This window comes from Micromonospora sp. ATCC 39149, assembly GCF_000158815.1.
GTDB lineage: Bacteria > Actinomycetota > Actinomycetes > Mycobacteriales > Micromonosporaceae > Micromonospora.
In genome coordinates this window covers 1,538,753-1,541,748 of sequence record NZ_GG657738.1, presented here as the reverse complement: position 1 = coordinate 1,541,748, position 2,996 = coordinate 1,538,753, and the positions used below count along the sequence as shown (strand labels likewise).

The following is a 2,996-nucleotide window of genomic DNA, read 5'->3' as shown; positions in this document are numbered from 1 at the left end:
GCGGGGCAGCTCCATAGGGGCCGAGACAGGCGGGTGCCGCCGCGATCGACGCGTACCTGGGCGGGGCGGGCGAGCTGCCCGCTGACCCCACCCCACTCGTCAGCGACGCGGGTGGCGAGGCCGCCGGCCCCAGGCGCACCGACGGCCGGATTGACCCGGCCGCGCCGGAGGACCGGAGGACCGGAGGACCGGACCTTGGACAGTTGGTGTTCCCCGGAATCGCCAACTGTCCAAGTCGACCGGTCAGTGCGCGTGCGCCTCGCGGATCTTGGCCCATGACTTCGGCTCTGCGGGGGCGGCAGCGCGGGCCGCCGAGGCCCCGGGCAGCTCCGGGCGGCCCTTGGTGAACAGCCAGGTGGTGAACAGGGCGTCGAGGTCCTTGCCGGAGATCTGCTCGGCGAGGGCCTGGAACTGCTCGATCGTGCCGTTGCCGTGGCGGTGGGCGGCGGTCCACGCCGGCAGGATGCGGAAGAACGCCTCGTCGCCGACGGCCAGCCGGAGTTGGTGCAGGGTCATCGCGCCCCGGTCGTAGACCGCGTCGTCGAAGACGTCGTCCGGGCCCGGGTCGCCGGGCAGGACCTGCCAGAACTGGTCGTCGGCGGGATAGCTGGCGTAGGTGAAGTCGAACACCTCCTGCGCGGTGCCCTCGCCCTGCTCCTCCGACCAGAGCCACTCGGCGTAGCTGGCGAAGCCCTCGTTGAGCCAGATGTCGCTCCAGTCCGTGACCGAGACCGAGTTGCCGAACCACTGGTGGGCGTTCTCGTGCACGACCACGTAGGTGTTCGACCCGCGGCGCCAGAAGCCCGGCCCGTACACCGAGCGGGTCTGGGTTTCCAGGGCGAAGCCGATGCCGTCGACCGGGCCGGCGACGCCGCCCTGCGCCTCGAACGGGTACGGCCCGAAGATCCCGCTCCCCCAGTCGACGATCTCGGCGGTGCGTTCGATGCTGGCCCGCGCGGCCGGCCCGAGCGTGCCCAGCGTGGTGCTGTACGCGTTGACGACCGGCTGCCCGCTCGGCGCGGTGTCGGTGACGATGTCGTACTGGCCGATGGCGAGGAACGCCAGGTACGTCGCGCCCGGGGTGGCGCTGCGCCAGCCCCAGCGCGTCCGGTTGCCGGGCTCGGCCAGCGGGGGCCGGGGCTGCACGCCGTTGCTGATCACCTCTACGCCGGTCGGCACCGACACCGAGACGTCCCAGGTGGCCTTGTCGAGCGGGTGGTCGTTGCTCGGGTACCACCACCAGGCCGATTCGGGCTCGTTGACGGCGAGCGCCCCGTCGGCCGTCCTGGTCCAGCTGGTGTAGCCGTTGACGCGCGTCTGCGACGGCACGCCGGCGTACGTGACCACGATGGTGAGGGACTGGCCGGCGACGATCGGGCGGGGCGCGGTGATCGCCAGCTCGTGGACGCCCTCCCGGGCGAACGCGGCCGTCCAGCCGTTGATCTTCACCGACTGGACGCCGAGCAGGAAGTCCAGGTTGAACCGGGACAGGTCCTGGGTGGCCCGGGCGAGGATGGTCGTGGTGCCGGAGAGCTGGTCGGTGGCGGGCTCGTAGCGCAGCCGGATGTCGTAGTGGTCGACGTCGTACCCGCCGTTGCCGTAGTCGGGGAAGTAGCTGTCGCCCAGGCCGGGACTGCCGGGGCCGGGCGCGGCCGGGGCGGCGGCCGGCCGGCCCCAGCCCGATCGGGCGGCGGCGTGGCCGGGTGCGCCGGCCGCGACCGTGCCGGCGGTGGTGACGGTCAGGGCGGCGATGGCCGCCGTGAGAACGCGTCGCACGTGGTGGACTCCCTCCGTTGGGGGTGTACGCCGGTCAACCTATTCGACGGATGTAAACGGGTGTGTCCCGCGTGGGCGGTTCGCAGCCTATTCCCTCGATCTAAATATTTCGATATCATTACCGATCAGTAACAACCACCCCTGGGCCACGCGCGCGGTTCCGAGGATTTCATCACCCCTGCCCCCGCGGAGGTTCCTCATGTCCCACCGCCCGCTGGCCCGCGCCCTGACCGCGCTGGCCGCCCTACTTGCCGCGACCCTCGGCGCGGCGGCCGTCCCCGGCGCCGCCCACGCCGCCCCCGCGATCAACTACGTGGCGCTGGGCGACTCGTACTCCTCGGGCGTCGGCGCCGGGCCGTACGACCAGTCCATCTGCCTGCGCAGCGAGAAGTCGTACGCCCCGCTCTGGGCCGCCGCCCACCAGGTCGCCAGCTTCACGTTCCCCGCCTGCAGCGGCGCGGTCACCGCCGACGTGATCAACAAGCAGGTGAGCGCGCTGAGCGCCAGCACCACCCTGGTCACCATCACCATCGGCGGCAACGACGCCGGCTTCGTCGACGTCATCACCAGCTGCCGGTTCGGCACCACCAGCAACTGCGAGGACGCGGTGGACGAGGCGAAGGCGTTCGCCACCACGGAGCTGCCCGGCCGGCTCGACCGCACCTACGCCACCATCCGGGAGAAGGCCCCGAACGCCCGGCTCGTCGTGCTCGGCTACCCGCGCCTGTTCGAGACGACCTCCTGCGGCGCGCTGGCGATGAGCACCTACAAACGGACCATCATCAACGAGGCCGCCGACCTGCTCGCCTCGATCACCGCCGGCCGGGCCACCGCCGCCGGGGCCACCTTCGCCGACACCCGCCCGTACTTCGCCGGGCACGGCATCTGCGCCGCCGTGCCGTGGATCCGCAACGTCACCGGCGTCATCGAGGCGTACCACCCGAGCGTCGACGGCTACCGCCTGGGTTACCTGCCGGCGCTGAACGCCGTCACCGGCTGACCCCGCGCCACCGGAGACGGCCGGCGATCCACCCTGGCCGCCGGCCGTCTCCGTCGGGACGGCACCGTCGCGGCGGACTGTCCGTGGCCGCCGCGCGTCCGTTAGGGTTCGCTGGACCAGACGGCCATCGCGCGTGGGGGGCAGCAGAGGGTGGGCAGGCTCGCGTCGGCGTTCGGTCAGGCGGTCGCCGCCCATCGGCAGGCCCGCGAGCGGCTCGACC

At 72.5% G+C, this 2,996-nt stretch carries 2 protein-coding genes; one reads left to right on the top strand and one right to left on the bottom strand.

What is annotated here, in order from left to right; genetic code table 11:
- Positions 1 to 243: 243 nt before the first annotated feature.
- Complete coding sequence (locus tag MCAG_RS06190; protein WP_007072115.1) at positions 244 to 1,776, bottom strand: M1 family metallopeptidase; 1,533 nt, start codon at positions 1,774 to 1,776, stop codon at positions 244 to 246.
- A gap of 199 nt (positions 1,777 to 1,975) precedes the next feature.
- On the opposite strand from MCAG_RS06190, the gene MCAG_RS06185 reads away from it, so the two are divergent.
- Entirely contained in the window at positions 1,976 to 2,776 is an 801-nt protein-coding gene (locus MCAG_RS06185; RefSeq protein ID WP_007072114.1) for an SGNH/GDSL hydrolase family protein, read from the top strand.
- The last annotated feature ends 220 nt before the right edge of the window (positions 2,777 to 2,996 follow it).